General features: G+C 70.8%; 14 protein-coding genes. 5 read left to right on the forward strand and 9 right to left on the reverse strand.

Going from position 1 to position 14,722, the window contains the following annotated elements; genetic code table 11:
• Position 1 precedes the first annotated feature (1 nt).
• The gene (locus C6N40_RS05620; protein ID WP_106990034.1) at positions 2-2,029 is read right to left on the reverse strand and encodes an NADPH-dependent 2,4-dienoyl-CoA reductase; all 2,028 of its coding nucleotides are present in this window, start codon (positions 2,027-2,029) and stop codon (positions 2-4) included.
• Positions 2,030-2,164: 135 nt separating this feature from the next.
• On the opposite strand from C6N40_RS05620, the gene C6N40_RS05625 reads away from it, so the two are divergent.
• From C6N40_RS05625 to C6N40_RS05635, 3 genes are all read left to right on the forward strand, one after another.
• Positions 2,165-3,613 carry a bifunctional 2-methylcitrate dehydratase/aconitate hydratase gene (locus tag C6N40_RS05625; RefSeq protein WP_106990035.1) on the forward strand — a complete coding sequence of 483 codons (1,449 nt, stop codon included), beginning with the start codon at positions 2,165-2,167 and terminating at the stop codon, positions 3,611-3,613.
• 147 nt (positions 3,614-3,760) lie between these two features.
• A complete protein-coding gene (locus C6N40_RS05630; RefSeq protein WP_106990225.1) occupies positions 3,761-4,831 on the forward strand; it encodes an OmpA family protein in 1,071 nt (356 codons plus the stop codon).
• Positions 4,832-4,955: 124 nt separating this feature from the next.
• Positions 4,956-5,432, forward strand: a complete 477-nt coding sequence (locus tag C6N40_RS05635; protein ID WP_106990036.1) for a hypothetical protein — start codon at positions 4,956-4,958, stop codon at positions 5,430-5,432.
• On the opposite strand, the gene C6N40_RS05640 is transcribed toward C6N40_RS05635, so the two are convergent.
• The 7 genes from C6N40_RS05640 to C6N40_RS05670 are packed head-to-tail and all read right to left on the reverse strand — an operon-like array spanning position 5,422 to position 12,030.
• Positions 5,422-6,450: an SAM-dependent methyltransferase gene (locus C6N40_RS05640; protein ID WP_106990037.1), complete on the reverse strand. Its 1,029-nt coding sequence runs from the start codon at positions 6,448-6,450 to the stop codon at positions 5,422-5,424. The two genes, C6N40_RS05635 and C6N40_RS05640, sit on opposite strands and share 11 nt — an antisense overlap.
• Positions 6,451-6,453: 3 nt before the next feature.
• A complete protein-coding gene (locus C6N40_RS05645; RefSeq protein ID WP_106990038.1) occupies positions 6,454-7,248 on the reverse strand; it encodes a DUF1295 domain-containing protein in 795 nt (264 codons plus the stop codon).
• Positions 7,245-7,799: a DUF2878 domain-containing protein gene (locus C6N40_RS05650; protein ID WP_106990039.1), complete on the reverse strand. Its 555-nt coding sequence runs from the start codon at positions 7,797-7,799 to the stop codon at positions 7,245-7,247. Before C6N40_RS05650 ends, C6N40_RS05645 begins: the two co-directional genes overlap by 4 nt.
• 1 nt (position 7,800) lies before the next feature.
• Complete coding sequence (locus C6N40_RS05655) at positions 7,801-9,078, reverse strand: SAM-dependent methyltransferase (RefSeq protein ID WP_106990040.1); 1,278 nt, start codon at positions 9,076-9,078, stop codon at positions 7,801-7,803.
• The gene (locus C6N40_RS05660; RefSeq protein ID WP_106990041.1) at positions 9,075-9,848 is read right to left on the reverse strand and encodes a DUF1365 domain-containing protein; all 774 of its coding nucleotides are present in this window, start codon (positions 9,846-9,848) and stop codon (positions 9,075-9,077) included. The genes C6N40_RS05655 and C6N40_RS05660 overlap by 4 nt, the downstream gene beginning before the upstream one ends.
• A complete protein-coding gene (locus C6N40_RS05665; protein WP_106990042.1) occupies positions 9,839-11,083 on the reverse strand; it encodes an NAD(P)/FAD-dependent oxidoreductase in 1,245 nt (414 codons plus the stop codon). Before C6N40_RS05665 ends, C6N40_RS05660 begins: the two co-directional genes overlap by 10 nt.
• A complete protein-coding gene (locus C6N40_RS05670) occupies positions 11,080-12,030 on the reverse strand; it encodes an acyl-CoA desaturase (protein WP_106990043.1) in 951 nt (316 codons plus the stop codon). The genes C6N40_RS05665 and C6N40_RS05670 overlap by 4 nt, the downstream gene beginning before the upstream one ends.
• Positions 12,031-12,130: 100 nt before the next feature.
• Between C6N40_RS05670 and C6N40_RS05675 the strand changes: the two genes are divergently transcribed.
• A complete protein-coding gene (locus tag C6N40_RS05675) occupies positions 12,131-12,892 on the forward strand; it encodes a pseudouridine synthase (protein WP_106990044.1) in 762 nt (253 codons plus the stop codon).
• Between the two features lie 4 nt (positions 12,893-12,896).
• On the forward strand, positions 12,897-13,397 hold the full coding sequence (locus C6N40_RS05680) for a GNAT family N-acetyltransferase (RefSeq protein ID WP_106990045.1): 501 nt from the start codon (positions 12,897-12,899) through the stop codon (positions 13,395-13,397).
• Between the two features lie 9 nt (positions 13,398-13,406).
• Here C6N40_RS05680 and kbl read toward each other — a convergent pair whose 3' ends face one another.
• Positions 13,407-14,606, reverse strand: coding sequence for a glycine C-acetyltransferase (kbl, locus tag C6N40_RS05685; protein ID WP_106990046.1), 1,200 nt, complete (start codon positions 14,604-14,606; stop codon positions 13,407-13,409).
• Positions 14,607-14,722 lie beyond the last annotated feature (116 nt).

The following is a 14,722-nucleotide window of genomic DNA, read 5'->3' on the forward strand; positions in this document are numbered from 1 at the left end:
CTCAAATTGTGGCGGCGAGGCGGCTGCCCTGGTCGATCGCCCGCTTGGCGTCGAGCTCCGCGGCGACGTCGGCACCACCGATAAGGTGGGGCGTCACGCCGGCCGCGCGCAGCGGCTCGACCAGTTCGCGCAGCGGCTCCTGGCCGGCGCAGACCACCACGTGGTCCACCGGCAGCAGCTGCTCGCGGCCCTCGACCCGGATGCGCAGGCCGGCGTCGTCCACGCCCAGGTACTCGACCCCGCCCAGGGCCTGGACGCCCTTGCCCTTGAGGGTGGCGCGATGGATCCAGCCGGTGGTCTTGCCCAGCCGGGCGCCGGGCTTGCCCGGGCTGCGCTGGAGCAGCCACAGCTCGCGCGCCGCCGGCTCGGGCCGGGGCCGGGCCAGGCCGCCGCGGCCCTCGAAGTCGGGCGAGACGCCCCATTCGGCCATCCAGCGCTCCGTGTCGAGGCTGGGCGAGCGGCCCTCGTGGACCAGGAACTCGGCCACGTCGAAGCCGATGCCGCCGGCGCCGATGATGGCCACCCGGCGCCCGGGCACGACCCGGCCCTGCAGCACGTCCAGGTAGCTGAGCACCTTGGGGTGGTCGGCACCCGGGAAGTCCACCTGCCGCGGCCGGATGCCGGTGGCCAGTACGACGATGTCGAATCCGCCGTTGGCCAGTTCGGCCGTCCCCACGCGGACCCCCAGCCGCAGCTCGACGCCGGTGGCCGCCAGGCGCTGGCCGAAATAGCGCAGGGTCTCGTGGAACTCCTCCTTGCCCGGGATCGTCTTGGCCAGGTTGAACTGGCCGCCGATCTCCCCGGCCGCGTCGAACAGCGTCACCCGGTGGCCGCGTTCGGCCGCCACCGTCGCGCAGGCCAGGCCGGCCGGCCCGGCGCCGACCACCGCGACCTTCCTGGGCAGCTCCACCGGCAGGTAGTTGAGCTCGGTCTCGGCGCAGGCGCGCGGGTTGACCAGGCAGCTCGCCCGCTTGTTCACGAACACATGGTCCAGGCAGGCCTGGTTGCAGGCGATGCAGGTGTTGATCTCGTCGCGGCGGCCGTCGCGGGCCTTGTTGACCCAGGCCGGATCGGCCAGTAGCGGCCGCGCCATCGAGACCATGTCGGCCTGGCCGCCGGCGAGGATGGCCTCGGCCACCTCGGGCATGTTGATGCGGTTGGTCGCCACCAGCGGCACCGACACGTGCGGCTTGAGCTTGGCGGTGACGCCGGCGAAGGCGGCGCGCGGCACCGACGTGGCGATGGTGGGCACCCGCGCCTCGTGCCAGCCGATGCCGGTGTTGATGATGGTCGCGCCGGCGGCCTCGATGGCCCTGGCCTGCATCACGATCTCGTCCCAGGCCGAGCCATCCTCCACCAGCTCGAGCATCGACAGCCGGTAGATGAGGATGAAGTCGGGCCCCACCGCCTCGCGGATGCGGCGCACGATCTCGACCGCGAAGCGCATGCGCTTCTCCGGCGTGCCGCCCCAGTCGTCGCCGCGGCGGTTGGTGCGCGCGGCCAGGAACTGGTTGATCAGGTAGCCTTCCGAGCCCATCACCTCCACGCCGTCGTAGCCGGCCTCGCGGGCCAGCCGGGCGGAATTGACGAAGGCGCGGATCTGTCGCTCCACGCCCCAGGCGGTGAGCGCGCGCGGCGTGAGCGGGCTGATCGGCGCCTTCACCTTGGAGGCCGAGACCAGCAGCGGGTGCGCGGCGTAGCGGCCCGCGTGCAGGATCTGCAGGCAGATGCGGCCGCCGGCGGCGTGCACCGCGTCGGTGACGATGCGGTGCTTGTGCACTTCCCAGGGCCAGCTGAGCTTGCCGGCGAAGGGCTTGAGCCAGCCCACCAGGTTCGGGGCGATGCCGCCGGTGACCATCAGGCCGACGCCGCCTTCGGCGCGCTCGCGGAAGTAGGCCGCCAGCTTCGGGAAGTCGCGGGCGTGGTCCTCGAGGCCGGTATGCATCGAACCCATCAGGACGCGGTTGGGCAGGGTGCAGAAGCCGAGATCGAGCGGCTTGAACAGGTGCGGGTAGGGCGTGCTGGACATGGGGGACGGGCGCTGGAGCGATTCCGGCACCTTGCCCGTTCCCGGCCCCGGGGACAAGGCGCGGCCGAGGGCGGCGCCGACATACGTTGTTGCTTCTGGCACCATACCTTTCGTTCGCCCTTGCACGGACCGCCCATGAGCCAACACGATCCCCGCTCCGCCAAGCGTCCCGAACCCGACCAGTCCATGGTCGACATCGCCAACTACGTCACCGACTACTACATCGGTTCGTCCGAGGCGTACACCACGGCCCGCTACATGCTGCTCGACTCGCTGGCCTGCGCCATGCTGGCGCTGCGCCACCCCGAGTGCGTCAAGCACGTCGGCCCGGTGGTACCGGGGGCAACCCTGCCCGGTGGCGCGCGGGTGCCCGGCACCTGCCACGAGCTCGACCCGGCGCAGGCGGCCTATGGCATCGGCACCCTGGTGCGCTGGCTGGACTTCAACGACACCTGGTTGGCGGCGGAGTGGGGCCACCCGTCCGACAACCTCGGCGCCATCCTGGCGGTGGGCGACTACCTGAGCCGCAAGGCCGAGCGCGAGAACGCCAAGCCCATCACCGTGCGCGACATCCTCACCTGGGCGATCAAGGCGCACGAGATCCAGGGCTGCTACGCCCTGAAGAACAGCTTCAACAAGGTGGGCCTGGACCACGTCATCCTGGTCCGCCTGGCCTCCAGTGCCGTCGCCACCCACATGCTGGGCGGTGGCAAGGAGGAAATCATCAACGCGGTCAGCCACAGCTGGGCCGACGGCGGCGCGCTGCGCGTCTACCGCCATGCGCCCAACGCCGGCCCCCGCAAGGGCTGGGCCGCCGGCGACGCCTGCCGCCGCGCCGTGGTGCACGCGCTCAACGCGATGAAGGGCTGCGTGGGTTACCCCGGTGCGGTGGGTGCGAAGCAGTGGGGTTTCGCCGACGTGGCCTTCAAGGGCCGCGAGTTCGAGTTCGAGCGCGGCTTCGGCAGCTATGTGATGGAGAACATCCTGTTCAAGATCAGCTATCCGGCCGAGTTCCACGCCCAGACGGCGGTCGAGTGCGCCATGGCGCTGCATCCGAAGGTGGCCGGCCGGCTCGACCAGGTCGAGCGCATCGTCATCGAGACCCAGGAGGCCGGGGCGCGGATCATCGACAAGACCGGCCCGCTGCACAATCCGGCCGACCGCGACCACTGCCTGCAGTACATGGTGGCGGTGCCGCTGGTGTTCGGCCGCCTCACCGCCGAGGACTACCTCGACCCGGTCGCGGCCGACCCGCGCATCGACGCCCTGCGCGCGCGCATGGAGGTCCGGGAGAACCCCGACTTCACGCGGGACTACTTCGACCCGGACAAGCGCTACATCGGCAACGCCGTGGAGGTCTTCTTCAAGGACGGCAGTTCGACCGGCCGGGTGGCGGTGGACACCCCGATCGGCCACCGCGAGCGTCGGGGGGAGGGCATCCCGGCCCTCCTGGCCAAGTTCGAGTCGGCCATCGCCGGCCAGCTGCCGGCCAAGCGGGTGCAGCAGGTGCTGGACCTGACCCGGGACACCTCCCGGTTCGAGGCCACCCCGATCCACCGGTTCATGGATCTGTTCACCCCCTGAGCCGCCCCTTGCCATGGAAAAGGGACTTTGTTAGATTCCCGTTAACTTTTGGATCGTTAAGGTTTCTCCGCACCTTGTGCGGCGGCCAAGCGCCACAAGGTCCGTAGCGTTCGAGCAGTATCCCCTGTTGAATTAATGGAGCAGACCATGAAGAAGAATCTCCTGTGCTGTGCCCTCCTGGGCGCCATGGCGATGACCCAGTCCGCGATGGCGCAGGACTTCGATGACCGTTGGTACGTGAGCGGCGGCCTGGGCTACAACGTCCAGGACAGCGATCGCGCCACCTCCAACGTGCCGTTCGTGACCCTCGGTTTCGGCAAGTTCGTTTCGCCGAAGTGGTCGATCGACGCCGAACTGAACTACCAGAACCCGCAGCTCGACGGCGGCGACCTGCTGTTCAGCCAGTACGGCGCCTCCATTGACGCGCGCTACCACCTGATCAAGGAAGGCCGTAACTGGGCTCCCTTCTTCCGCGTCGGCCTCGGCATGCAGCGCGTCGAGGAGGAGTTTGACAACTTCCCGAGCCCGAACTCGCCGGGCCAGCGCGAGGACAGCGCCCTCGCCGCCACCGTCGGCGCCGGCCTGCAGGCCGACTACGACCGCTACGCCATCCGTGGCGAAATCGCGGCCCGCATGGTCAGCGACGACACCTCGATCGTCGCCCCGGGTTCGAACACCTTCCGTGACTTCCTGGGCCAGGTGACCGTGCTGGTCAAGCTCGGCGACCTGCCGGCCCCGGTCGTGCCGGAAGAGCCGAAGCCGCAGGTGACCTGCGCCGACCTCGATGACGACGGCGACGGCGTCAACAACTGCGACGACAAGTGCCCGGGTTCGGTCGCCGGCCAGGCCATCGGTCCGGACGGTTGCCCGGTCCCGCTGACCATCGACCTGAAGGGCGTGAACTTCGACTTCGACAAGGACACCCTGCGTCCGGACGCCGTGGCGATCCTCGACGAGGCCGTCTCGATCCTGCAGAAGTACCCGCAGCTGCGCGTTGAAGTCGCCGGCCACACCGACTCGATCGGTACCGAGCAGTACAACCAGGGCCTGTCGGAGCGTCGCGCCGCCGCCGTGTACAACTTCCTGACCGGCAAGGGCATCGACGCCAGCCGCCTGGTGGGTCCGAACGGCTTCGGCGAGAGCCGTCCGATCGACACCAACGACACCCGCGAAGGCCGTGCGCGCAACCGCCGCACCGAGCTGAACGTGCAGAACTGAGTTCTGGTTCGAAGGCAACACCCGAAGCCCGGCCTCGTGCCGGGCTTCGTCTTTTCCGGGGTTTGATTGCGTTGGCGATGGCGCGGGCCTAAGCTTGGCGCAGTCCCGCCCCCCACGGTGCACGATGAAATACGCCCCGCTCGCGCTGCTCGCGCTCTGCCTGCCGACCCTGGCCAGCGCCGCCGCGCCGGCCTGCCATGTCACGACGCTTGCCCCCCTGCCGGCCACCGTGCCGGCGCCGGAGATGCGCCATGCGACGCCCGCGGCCAGCTGCCTCGAGCTCAATGCCGTGGCCTACGTGCAGCGCCTGCGTCGCCCCGCGCCGGCACCCGCGGCGCCCGCCGCCACGGCCGGCAGCGACGGTTACGTGCAGAAGACCCAGTTCGACAACACGCCCTGGCGTTTCGACATGAACCAGAACGGCCGTCGAATGACCGCCGAGGAGTTCGATGCCTGGATGAAGGCCAAGGGCATCCGCGTGGCCACCGGCAAGCCGGGTGGTGCGGCGGCCGCCGCACCCGCGCCGGCCCAGGCGGCTCCGGCGCAGGGCGCTCCCGGCGGACCGGCCTCCTGCCAGCCGGGCGCGACGATTACTTGCTGAAGCGGTAGTGGGCGACCAGCCACTGGCGGCCGCCTTCGTAGCCGAACAGTTCCGCGCAGGCCATCCAGAACATGCGCCAGCGCTGGTGCCAGCGCGCCGCCTGGTCGGCACCGTAGGTCGCCGCCAGCACCTCCAGCACTTCCTCGCGGTTGCGATCCTGGTTCTCGAGCCAGTGGTTGGCCGTGCGCTGGTAGTGCGTTCCCGGCAGCAGCCAGCGCTGCTCGAGCCGCAGGTCCTCCTGGAAGTGCAGCAGGGTGTCGGCCGAGGGCATCAGGCCACCGGTGAAGAAATGCCGGCCCATCCAGTTGTCCTCGCCTTCGGTGAGGAACGGGTACATCAGGAAGCGGTGGGCGAAGATGTGCACGAACAGCTTGCCGCCCGGCCGCAGCCAGCCGGCGATGTTGCCGAGCAGGCGGCGGTAGTTGCGCATGTGCTCGAACATCTCGATCGACACCACGCGGTCGAAGCTTTCCGCCGGCAGTTCGAGCCGGTTCACGTCGCAGGTCAGGATCTGCACGTTGCCCAGCCCGCGCCGCGCCGCCTGGGCCAGGATGTGCTCGCGCTGGCTTCGCGAATTCGACACGCCGGTGATGCGGGCGTTCGGGAAACGCTCGGCCATCCACAGCGTCAGCGAGCCCCAGCCGCAGCCGAGCTCGAGGATGTGCTGGCCGTCGGCCAGCTCCGCGCGCTCGCCGTATAGCGCCAGCATCGCGTCTTCGGCTTCGTCCAGGGTTTCCCGGCCGGTGGCGTAGAAGGCGCTTGAGTACTTCAGCCGGCGGCCCAGGCAGAGCTCGAAGAAGCGCGCCGGCACCTCGTAGTGCTGCTCGTTGGCGGCGTCGGTTTCGATCGCGATCGGGCTGTCGCGCAGTTGCCCGAGCAGGTCGCGGAAGCAGCCATCGGCCAGGTCGAGGTCATCGACGCCTTCCTCGCGCAGCCGCTGGACACAAAGCCGGCGAATGCCGAAGCGGGTCAGGGCGTCGGGCACCAGCCCGCGCTCGCACAGGTCGATCAGGGACATCCGTTACTCCGTGGAAGTAGCCGCCTTGCGCGGCGGCCAGGGAAAGAAGGCGTTGACCTCGCGCTGGTAGCGGCGGTAATCCTCGCCGCGGCTGCGCTCGGCCTGCAGTTCGGTCCAGGGGATGCCGCTGATCCGGTAGAGGAAGGCGTACATCAGCACCGGGCCGGCCAGGCTCAGCCAGAACAGGCCGCCGCCGGCCGCGAGCAGCACGTAGGCGAACCAGTGCAGCCACTCGAAGAAGTAGTTCGGATGCCGCGACCAGCTCCAGAGGCCGGCCCGGCAGGTCTTGCCGGCGTTGGCCGGGTCGGCGCGGAAGCGCGCCAGCTGGCGGTCGGCGAGTGATTCGCCGGCCATCGCGCCCAGCCACACCAGCACCGCCAGTACGGTCAGCGGCCCGACGTGGAAGACCGGGTTGTCGGCCGCGGCGATGAAGGGCAGGCAGAACAGCGCCACCACCACGGCCTGGGCCTGGAAGAAGACGAAGAACTTCGCCGGGCTGCCGTCCCAGGCCGCGCGCAGCGCGCGGTAGCGGCCGTCCTCCTCCTCGTTGAGCACGCGGTGCAGCAGGTGCAGGCACAGTCGCGCGCCCCAGACACTGCCGAACATCGCCACCAGGCCGCGGGACATCGGCGAACCTTCGCCGACGGCGCCGACCGCCAGCGCGGCCAGCGCCATCAACCCGGCCCAGCCCACGTCGACGTAGCCGACGTTGCGGACCTTCATCGAGAAGGCCCACAGCCCCGCCATGGCCAGGGCGGCGCCGGCCCACACCAGAACGAGGGTGAGCCAGGGGTTCATGCCGGCGCGCGCCGTTCCCCGGCCAGGCCCGCGGCCAGGCGCTGGTCGAGGTGGAAGAGCAGGGGCAGCACGGCGGCCCAGCCGACGGCCAGGGCGCCGATAACCCAGGCCACCGGGGCACCGAAGCTCACCGCCTCGAAGGCGCCCGCCGCGGTCCAGTAGGCCAGCGGGCCGCCGACCGCGCCAAGCAGCACGGCCGCCACCGGCCGCTGGCGCAGGAAGGCCATCGAATGGTTGAGCGTGAGCGCGAAGCCCACCCACAGCGACCAGATCCACACCGGCGCCAGCGAGGCCCAGGGCCAGGCCTCGGCATACACCAGCCAGCCCGAGGCGGCGAACGCGCTGTCGAGCGCCAGGCCAAGCGGCAGGGCCAGCGCGAGCAGGCGCAGGTCGGCGCGCGCCTTGCCGCCGAAGCGAAGGGTCAGGGCCGCGAACAGCGTCGCCGCCAGCGGACCCGCCCAGGGCAGGCCCGCGCCCGCGCCGGCCACGCTGGCCAGCCAGACGGCCTGGAAGCCCAGTACGTTGCCCGCGGCGAGCAGGGACGGGCGCATGTCAGGCCGGCTCCGGGGCCGGCAGGTACTGCGTGCGGCGGTTGCCCGGTCGGGCGAGCAGCAGGTGCACGTCGCCGATCGAACGCTCGAGGAAGCCGCCTTCGCAGTAGGCCAGGTAGAACTCCCACATGCGGATGAAGCGCTCGTCGTAGCCCTGGGCGCGCACTTCCTCCAGCCGCGCCATGAAACGCTGGCGCCAGTGGCGCAGGGTCAGCGCGTAGCTCGGGCCGATGTCCTCGAGGTTCACCAGGCGCAGGTCGCTGGCGCTCGCCGCGGCGCTGGTGATGGCGCTGACGCAGGGGATGAAGCTGCCCGGGAAGATGAAGCGCTTGATGAAGTCCACCGAGTGCAGCGCCTGCTCGTAGCGGTGGTCCTCGATGGTGATGGCCTGGATCAGGGCCAGACCCTCGGGCCTGAGCAGCGAGGCGCACTTGGCCAGGTAGGTCTCGAGGTACTGGTGGCCGATGGCCTCGATCATCTCGATCGAGACCAGCTTGTCGTACTCGCCGCGCAGGTCGCGGTAGTCCTCGAGCAGCACCGTCACCCGGTCGGACAGGCCGGCGGCCGCGACGCGCGCGGTGGCCAGCGCATGCTGCTCCTTCGAGATGGTGGTGGTCGTGACCCGGCAGCCGAAGCGCGAGGCGGCGTGGATGGCCAGGCCGCCCCAGCCGGTGCCGATCTCGACCAGGTGGTCGGTGGGCTGCAGGTCGAGCTTGCGGCAGATGCGCTCGAGCTTGCGGAACTGGGCCTGCTCGAGCGTTTCGGACTCGTCGGCGAACACCGCCGACGAGTACATCATCGACTCGTCCAGGAAGAGCCTGAACAGGTCGTTGCCCAGGTCGTAGTGCGCGGCGATGTTCTTGCGGCTGCCGGCGCGGGTGTTGCGGCGCAGGGCGTGCCAGCCGCGCAGGGCGAGGCCGCCGAGGCGGGCCAGGCCGGTTTCCATCGCGTCCAGGCGGTCGCGGTTGAGCACCAGCAGCCGGACCAGCGCCACCAGGTCGTTGCAGCGCCACAGGCCGTCCATGTAGGCCTCGCCGGCGCCGACCGAGCCCTGGGCGGCGGCGGCGCGGTAGAAGCCCGGGTCGAGGATGTCGAGCTCCGCGCGCAGGCCGCCGGGCTCGCCCAGGGTCACGGTGCCCAGCGCATCGCGCACCACCACCTGGCCGCCGCGCAGGCCGTCGAGCGTGGCCAGCAGGCGCCGGCGCAGCAGGCGGTCGAGCGCGCCGTAGCGGGCGGCGGATTGGTCGGGGCTGGCCAGGGTTTCGGCGGTGGAACTCATTCGGGGGCTCCGGGCAGGGTGCGGGGGTGCGGGTGGAAGGGCGTGCGCTTGAGCCACAGGCGCGCGGCCTGCCAGTAGATCGCCGCGCCCACCTTCGCGGTGTGCAATGGATACCGCGCCAGGCATGAAGCCAGCGTGTTCCCGGTCCAGGGCCGGCGCTCGAGCACCAGGGTGGCGTCGAAGTCGCGGCGTTCGCCGTCGAACACGTCCATGTGCACCCGCAGCGTCTCGCCGGGCGGCTGGAAGGCCCAGCGGTAGCGCCGCTGCATGGGCATGAAGGGCGAGACGTGGAAGCCCTTGTCGAAATCCCAGTGCAGGGCCTGGCCGTGGCGCTCGGCCGCGGCGGCGTCGAGCAGGTAGGCGTGGCGTTCGTTCCAGGGCGTGTTGGTGATCTCGGCCAGGATCCATTCCAGGGTTTCGCCGTCGTCGGCGAAGCCGTAGTAGAAGCTCACCGGGTTCATCGTCTTGCCGAAGTAGCGGCCATGGGTGAGCAGGCGGATCGGGCCGGTGGGGCGCTTGCCCAGGGTTTCCTGCACGCGGTCGCGCACCGCGGTGTCGAGCGGCAGCGCCGGGTCGCCGTAGTAGTCGCGACGGCGCAGCTGGGCCAGGTTCGGGCGGTCGAGCGACCAGAACCATCGGCCGGCGAAGACCTGGTCGAGCTCGGCCAGGTCGACGTAGAGCTGGAAGACGCGGTAGCGGAAAGCGTTCTGCACCGGCGCGAAGCGGCGATGCCGCACCCAGCCTTCGTAGATGGCCGAGTTCAGGGCCATTGCACGCCGAGCGCGCGCGCGACTTCGACGCCGCTGCGCAGGCCGTCCTCGTGGAAGCCGAAGCCCCAGTAGGCACCGGCGTACCAGGTGCGGTTGACGCCGTTGACCTCGCCGCGCCGGGCCTGGGCGGCGACGCTGGCGTGGGTGTAGACGGGGTGGTGGTACTGCATGCGCGCCAGCACCTTCGCGGGGTCGATCTCGCGCGCGCGGCCCAGGGTGACGACGAAGGGTTCGGGGCTGTCGAGCGACTGCAGGTGGTTCATGCAGTAGCTCACCGTGCAGGGCGCGCCGGGTTCGGCCGGCACGTGGGCGTTCCAGGCCGCCCAGGCCTTGCGGTTGCGCGGCAGCAGCCGGGCGTCGGTGTGCAGCACGGTCTCGTTGGCCTGGTAGGGGATGGCGCCAAGCACCTCGCGCTCGGCGGGCGTCGGGTCGGCCAGCAGGGCCAGGGCCTGGTCGCTGTGGCAGGCCAGCACCAGCTGGTCGAAGCGCTCCTCGCCCTGGTCGGTGGCCACGACGACCGCGTCGGCCTCGCGCCTGACCTGCTGCACCGGCGCGGACAGGCGCACGCGCACGTTCCAGTCGCGCTCGAGCGCCCCGATGTAGCTCGACGAGCCACCCGTGACCACGCGCCACTGCGGCCGGTCGCTGAGCTGGAGCATGTGGTGGTTGGCCATGAAGCGCACCAGGTACCGGGCGGGGAAGGCTTCGATGGTTTCCGAGGGCGAGGACCACAGCGCCGAGGCCATCGGCACCAGGTGGTCGCGCACGAACAGCTCCGAGTAACCGCCCTCGCGCAGGTGGTCGCCCAGCGACGGGCCGTCGCCGGGGCCGTCCAGCAGCGCCGGCGCCTCGCGGTAGAAGCGGCGGATGTCGCCCACCATGCGCCAGAAGCGCGGCGAGACCAGGTTGCGGCGCTGGCAGAACAGGCCATCGAGGTCGGTGGCGTTGTACTCGAGGCCGTTGCCGGCGTCGTGCACCGAGAAGCTCATGGTGGTGGGCTGGCTGGGCACGCCGAGCTGGTCGAAAAGCCTGGTCAGCAGCGGGTAGTTGCCCGGGTTGAAGACGATGAAGCCGCTGTCGACCGAATAGCTGCGGCCAGCCTGTTCGACCCGGTGCGTGTGGGTGTGCCCGCCCAGGCGCGACTCGCGCTCGAACAGCACCACCTCGTGCTCGCGCGAGAGCAGCCAGGCCGCGCCCAGCCCGGCGATGCCGCTGCCGACGACCGCGATCCTCATGCGGCCTCCCGGCGCGCCGTGCGCAGGGCGGCCGGCACCGGCCGCAGGTCGCTCACCAGGCCCAGCAGCGCCATCGCGCGCAGGCCCAGGTAGGTCAGGTCCAGCTCCCACCAGGTGAAGCCCTGGCGGGCCGAGCCCGGGTAGTGGTGGTGGTTGTTGTGCCAGCCCTCGCCGAAGGTGAGCAGGGCGAGCAGGGCATTGTTGCGGCTGTCGTCGCGGGTGGCGAAGCGGCGGCGGCCCCAGCGGTGCGAGAGTGAATTGATGGTCACGGTGACGTGGAACAGCACGATCGTCGAGATGAAGAAGCCCCACACCAGCAGCTGCGGCCCGTTGGTGCCGAGGCCCGGATGGGCGGTTTCCAGCCACGAACCCAGCGCGTAAAGGCCCACGGCCAGCAGCGCCGGCACCAGGATGTCGAAGCGGTCGAGCAGGCGCAGCTCGGGGAAGCGAACCAGGTCCTTGACGGCGTCGAAGTCGGTGCGGAAGCCGCGCGGGGTCAGGAACCAGCCCATGTGGCTGCGCCAGAAGCCGTGCCGCGGCGAATGCACGTCGTGTTCGGTGTCGGCGTGGCGGTGGTGGTGGCGGTGGTGCGCGGCCCACCACAGCGGCCCGCGCTGCACCGAAGCCGCGCCCAGCACCGCGAAGGCGAACTGCACCGGCCGCGAGGTGCGGAAGGCCTTGTGCGAGAAGTAGCGGTGGTAGAAGCCGGTGATGGCGAACATGCGCACCGCGTACAGCGCCACCGCCGTCCACAGCGCGAACCAGGAAAAGCCCACCCACAGCACGCCCAGGCAGGCCAGGTGCAGCCCGACGAAGGGCAGCACGCGCAGCCAGTCGATGCGGTCGGGGTCGCGGTCATCGGCCGGCGCGGCGCCGGTGTCGAACCAGAGCACGATGGCGCGCAGGGCGCGGCGCCAGGCGGGGGCGGGGGCAGGGGTATCAGGCATGCGCCTATGGTCGGCAGCGGCCGGTGATGGGCCGGTGAACCGGGCACCCGCGTGCCTGCCAGGCTGGCGCGCGTCGCCGCGCCTGCGCCATGCTTCGCGCATGCAACGACGACCACCGCCGCCGCGCCAGCCCGCCGCGCCCCGCCATGGCGTGGCGCGCGTGCTGTCCAAGCAGGGCCTGTGCTCGCGCACGCAGGCCGCGGCCTGGGTCGCCGCCGGGCGCGTGGCGGTCAACGGCCGGGTGGTGCTCGACCCGGAATTCCCGGTGCGCATGGGGCAGGACGTGGTGGTGGTGGACGGCGGCGCGGCTGCGGCGGCGGAGCCGCTCTACCTGGCGCTCAACAAGCCGCGCGGGCTGGTCACCACGGCCAGCGACGAACGCGGCCGCGACACCGTCTATCGCTGCCTCGAGGGCAGCGGCCTGCCCTGGCTGGCGCCGGTGGGCCGGCTGGACCAGGCCAGCGAGGGCCTGCTGCTGATGAGCAACGACCCGGCCTGGGCTGCCGCCATCACCGACCCCGGCACCGGGCCGGACAAGACCTACCACGTGCAGGTGGACGCCGTGCCCGACGCGGCCCTGCTGGCGGCGCTGGTCGCGGGCGTCGAGGACGACGGCGAACGCCTGTCGGCCAAGTCGGCCACCCTGCTGCGCAGCGGCGGCAAGACCGCCTGGCTCGAAATCGTGCTCGACGAAGGCCGCAACCGGCAGATCCGCCGGCTGCTGGCCGGGCACGGCCTGGAAACCCGGCGCCTGGTGCGCGTGGCCATTGGCCCGGTGGCGCTGGGCGAGCTGGCCAAGGGCGCTTGGCGCCGGCTCACGGATGAGGAAGTATCGAGCCTGGCCCCGACGGGCCGGAGCTGAATCCATGCGCGCCGAAATCACCATCCGCCGGGCCGAGCCCGAAGACTACGCCGCCGTGCAGGCCATCTACGCCATGCCGCGCGCCCAGGCGGGCACGCTGCAGCTGCCCTTCCCCTCGCTGGACCTGTGGCGCCAGCGCATGCAGGCGGCGGACCCGAACGCGCACCTGCTGATGGCCTGCGCCGGCGACGAGGTCGTGGGCCAGCTGGGACTCCACGTATCGGCCAACCCGCGCCGCCGCCACGTCGGCGAGCTGGGCATGGGCGTGCGCGACGACTGGCAGGGCAAGGGCGTCGGCAGCGCGCTGCTGGCGGCCGCCATCGACCTGGCCGACCGCTGGCTGCAGCTGCGCCGGCTGGAACTGCAGGTCTACGCCGACAACGCGGCCGGCATCGCGCTCTACGCCCGCCACGGGTTCGTCGAGGAAGGCCGCCACCGCGATTTCGCGTATCGCGACGGCGCCTTCGTCGATGCGCTCAGCCTGGCGCGGATCCGCCCGGGCTGAGCGCCGGCCTCAGCCCTTGATGACGCCCAGCTCGCGGCCGACGCGGATGAAGGCGTCGATGGCGCGGTCGAGCTGCTCGCGGGTGTGGGCGGCGCTCATCTGGGTGCGGATGCGGGCCTGGCCCTTGGGCACCACCGGGAAGAAGAAGCCGATCACGTAGATGCCTTCCTCGAGCAGGCGCGCCGCGAACTTCTGCGCCAGCGGCGCGTCGTAGAGCATCACCGGCACGATCGGGTGCACGCCCGGCTTGAGGTCGAAGCCGGCGGCGGTCATGCGCTCGCGGAAGTAGGCGGTACTGGCCTTGAGCTGCTCGCGCAGGTCGCCGGCGGCATCGAGCATCTCGAACACCTTGGTGCCCGCGGCCACCACGTGCGGCGGCAGCGAGTTGGAGAACAGGTAGGGGCGCGAGCGCTGGCGCAGCATCTCGATCACCTCGGCGCTGCCGGTGGTGAAGCCGCCCAGCGCGCCGCCCAGCGCCTTGCCCAGGGTGCCGGTGATGATGTCGATCCGGTCGAGCACGCCCTTGACCTCGGCGCTGCCGCGGCCGGTGTCGCCCAGGAAACCGGTGGCGTGGCATTCGTCGATGTGCACGAGTGCGTCGTACTTGCGCGCCAGCGCGGTGATCTGGTCGAGCGGGGCGATGAAGCCGTCCATCGAGAACACGCCGTCGGTGGTGATCATGATCGTGCGCGCGCCGTCGGCCCTGGCCTGCTGCAGCTGCTTCTCGAGGTCGGCCATGTCGCAGTTGGCGTAGCGGTAGCGCCTGGCCTTGCACAGGCGCACGCCGTCGATGATCGAGGCGTGGTTGAGCGCGTCGGAGATGATCGCGTCCTCCTCGCCCAGCAGCGGCTCGAACAGGCCGCCGTTGGCGTCGAAGCAGGCGGCGTAGAGGATGGTGTCCTGCTTGCCGAAGAACTGCGAGATCCTGGCCTCCAGCTCCTTGTGCAGGTCCTGGGTGCCGCAGATGAAGCGCACCGAGGCCATGCCGAAGCCGTGGGTATCCAGGGCGTGCTTGGCCGCCTCGATCACCTCGGGGCTGTCGGCCAGTCCCAGGTAGTTGTTGGCGCAGAAGTTGAGCACCTTCCTGCCGTCGGCCAGGGTGATCTCGGCCGACTGCGGGCTGGTGATCACCCGTTCGGCCTTGAACAGCCCCTGTTCGCGGATGGCGTCGAGTTCGGCGGCGTAGCGGGCGAGGGCGGGGGAGGTCATGGCAAGGGCTCGGCAAAGGGCGGAGATAGCCCCCCATTATGCCAATCCTGCTTTGCTGCACTGCCGCATGCCTTATGATCGGGGCTGGTGGACACTGCCGCTCAAAATAATCAACG

It is taken from the genome of Arenimonas caeni (genome assembly GCF_003024235.1).
Classification (GTDB): domain Bacteria; phylum Pseudomonadota; class Gammaproteobacteria; order Xanthomonadales; family Xanthomonadaceae; genus Arenimonas; species Arenimonas caeni.

Bases quoted from the DNA above. Each gene is read 5' to 3' on its own strand.
- C6N40_RS05620 (WP_106990034.1), bottom strand. From the start codon at position 2,029: ATGTCCAGCACGCCCTACCCGCACCTGTTCAAGCCGCTCGATCTCGGC.
- C6N40_RS05625 (WP_106990035.1), top strand. From the start codon at position 2,165: ATGAGCCAACACGATCCCCGCTCCGCCAAGCGTCCCGAACCCGACCAG.
- C6N40_RS05630 (WP_106990225.1), top strand. From the start codon at position 3,761: ATGAAGAAGAATCTCCTGTGCTGTGCCCTCCTGGGCGCCATGGCGATG.
- C6N40_RS05635 (WP_106990036.1), top strand. From the start codon at position 4,956: ATGAAATACGCCCCGCTCGCGCTGCTCGCGCTCTGCCTGCCGACCCTG.
- C6N40_RS05640 (WP_106990037.1), bottom strand. From the start codon at position 6,450: ATGTCCCTGATCGACCTGTGCGAGCGCGGGCTGGTGCCCGACGCCCTG.
- C6N40_RS05645 (WP_106990038.1), bottom strand. From the start codon at position 7,248: ATGAACCCCTGGCTCACCCTCGTTCTGGTGTGGGCCGGCGCCGCCCTG.
- C6N40_RS05650 (WP_106990039.1), bottom strand. From the start codon at position 7,799: ATGCGCCCGTCCCTGCTCGCCGCGGGCAACGTACTGGGCTTCCAGGCC.
- C6N40_RS05655 (WP_106990040.1), bottom strand. From the start codon at position 9,078: ATGAGTTCCACCGCCGAAACCCTGGCCAGCCCCGACCAATCCGCCGCC.
- C6N40_RS05660 (WP_106990041.1), bottom strand. From the start codon at position 9,848: ATGGCCCTGAACTCGGCCATCTACGAAGGCTGGGTGCGGCATCGCCGC.
- C6N40_RS05665 (WP_106990042.1), bottom strand. From the start codon at position 11,083: ATGAGGATCGCGGTCGTCGGCAGCGGCATCGCCGGGCTGGGCGCGGCC.
- C6N40_RS05670 (WP_106990043.1), bottom strand. From the start codon at position 12,030: ATGCCTGATACCCCTGCCCCCGCCCCCGCCTGGCGCCGCGCCCTGCGC.
- C6N40_RS05675 (WP_106990044.1), top strand. From the start codon at position 12,131: ATGCAACGACGACCACCGCCGCCGCGCCAGCCCGCCGCGCCCCGCCAT.
- C6N40_RS05680 (WP_106990045.1), top strand. From the start codon at position 12,897: ATGCGCGCCGAAATCACCATCCGCCGGGCCGAGCCCGAAGACTACGCC.
- kbl (WP_106990046.1), bottom strand. From the start codon at position 14,606: ATGACCTCCCCCGCCCTCGCCCGCTACGCCGCCGAACTCGACGCCATC.